The sequence below is a fragment of the Candidatus Protofrankia californiensis genome (assembly GCF_900634765.1).
GTDB classification, from domain to species: domain Bacteria; phylum Actinomycetota; class Actinomycetes; order Frankiales; family Frankiaceae; genus Protofrankia; species Protofrankia californiensis.
In genome coordinates this window covers 6,317-8,561 of sequence record NZ_CAAAFT010000360.1, presented here as the reverse complement: position 1 = coordinate 8,561, position 2,245 = coordinate 6,317, and the positions used below count along the sequence as shown (strand labels likewise).

The 2,245-nt window shown below is 71.5% G+C and carries 1 protein-coding gene; it reads right to left on the bottom strand.

The window, feature by feature from the left end:
• The coding region (locus tag DD1DGNOD_RS18705; RefSeq protein WP_131770721.1) for an FtsK/SpoIIIE domain-containing protein at nucleotides 1-2,064 on the bottom strand (2,064 nt) is incomplete at its 3' end.
• Nucleotides 2,065-2,245 lie beyond the last annotated feature (181 nt).

Sequence of the window (2,245 nt, the reverse complement as noted above, 5' to 3'; positions counted from 1 at the left end):
GATGAGCCCGACGACGTGCGGGCAGTGCTCGAACGGCAGGAATGCGCTGCCGCCCTTGAAGTCGACGAGGACGAGGTTCAGCTCGTCGGGGGTGTTGGCCAGTAGCAGGGAGGTGACGAGCGTCTGCAGCAGGATGCTCTTGCCCGCACCGGTGGCGCCGCCGAGCATCGTGTGCGGTCCCTGCCCGGCGAGGTCGACGGTGACCGGCCCGTCCGCGTCCGCGCCGAGTGGCACCCGTGTGGTCGGTCCCGGCTGGTCCGCCCACAGGGCGAGCACGTCGTCCGCGGACGCCACGCCCACACCGACGAGGTCGAGGAAGCGCACCGGGTAGGGGAGGGCCGACTCCGCGCTGCCCAGCGACAGCCGGTCGCGCAGCGGCGCGACCGCCCGGGCGAGCCGCTCGGCGTCGCCGGGGCTGATGCCCTCGGCGTGGCCGACGGTGACCTGCTCGCCGCGGCGGTGGGTGAGCCGGACGGCGCGGGCGTCGTCGACCTGGCATTCGGCGCGGCACTCGTTCATCCCGTGCCGGTCAACAGCGATCACGTACACGCCGACATCCGGCCCGTCCCGCAGGATTGCCTTCATACCCGGCAGGTTGCGCAGCGCGAGCGCGCCGTCGAGCAGGACGACGACGTCCTCGGCGAAGCGGACGTTGCCGGCGCCCCGGCGTTCGGCGAACCGGATGGTGATCAGATCCCGGAGTTCGGCGATGCGGCTCGTCCGGGTCTGCTCGGTGTTGCCGACCCAGCAGGGCACGGGGTTCGCCTCGCCGGCGGCGACGTGTGGCAGCCAGGTGGCCCACGCCAGATGACTCCGGCTGCTGGACGTGATCAGGACGATCCGGAGGTCGTCGGGGCTGCGGAGCACGCCGAGCTGGACCAGCAGCCACCGGGCCAGGTCATCGGCCGGTCCGGTCGGGCCGGTGACACCGAGCACACCCGCGGTGCGCAGGTCGATAGTCAGCGGTATGCCGTGCAGGGCGGGCTCGGTGAAACCGGCCCACCGCTCGCCGCGCAGGTCGATCGACGCGGGTTCGCCCGCGATGCCCACTCGCAGCCGCAGACCGTCGGGGGAGTCGGCGTTACGTGGCCATACCCGGCGGTCGGCTCCGGTCGCGGCAAGCGTGAGGTCGAGCCGGTCGGGCGCCTGCACGCGGCGGATCTTCTCCTCGGCAGCCACAAGAGCCGTGGTCGTGTGCAGCGCGGCCGCTTTCTCGGTCTCGAAGCGCCGATCGTCGGCAGCTCGCTGTCTGCGGGCCACCACCTGGGTGCCTATGACGCTGGCGGGACCAAGCAGGCACATCACCAGGACGATGGGGTTACGCATGACCGCGAAGAGGACCGCGCCGATCACGACCGGTAACAGGGCGGGGATCCAGACGGCGCCCCGAGAGGTGGCATGCCGGGCGGGGGCCGACGGCAGCGCCACCTCGGTGCGGCTGATGGTGGGCGCGGGTGCGAAGGCCCGGTCGAAGTCGAGGCGGCCGTCCTGGCTGTGGGCGGTCGACAGCGGAGTTCGCGGCAACGGCACCCACTCCATGCGGTCGGTACCGATTTCGAGGGTGGCGCCGGCCGGGAGGGGAGTCGGCCCGACCACGAGCGCGCCGTCGATCAGGGTGCCGTTGCTCGAACGGAGGTCCTCGACGGTGGCCGTGGCGTCCAGGGACACCGTGAGTGCCGCGTGCCGGCGGGAAACCTCGTCGCACCTGAGCACGACACGCTCCTGCGGATCCCGCCCCATCATGTGGTGGCCCGGAGCGAGCCACACGATCAGGCCGGCGTCGTGGCCGTCCAGCACCCGGAGGGCGCCGGCGACACCGGGTTGGACGGCGCGCGGCTCAGGACCCGGAGTTCCGATACTGATCGTCACGCCGTGTACCAGCGGGCTTTCGGCGACGGTCTCGGCTCGGTTGAGTGGCTGGTCGCCGACGAAGCAGCGGCGACCGCCGACCGGCAACGGCAGCGCGTCGAGCACGGAGCCGACCCCGGTCTCGGGATCGGCCGACATCTCGACGTCGTACCTGGCATCCGTGCCGGGGTCGTACACGCTCAGTCTGAGGATCATCCTCTGCTTCGCTCCCGTCGAAGCACACGCGGACTCAGCCGGTAGCGCAGCATGGCGCGCCAGCCGCCGGCTGGGAACTCCAGCTCTGCCTGACCACACCCATCCCATCCGCCGAACCCGAAACCTACGGGTGGGTTGTCAGCCAACCGATAGTGACGTGGTCGATCGGGCATGGGAATGT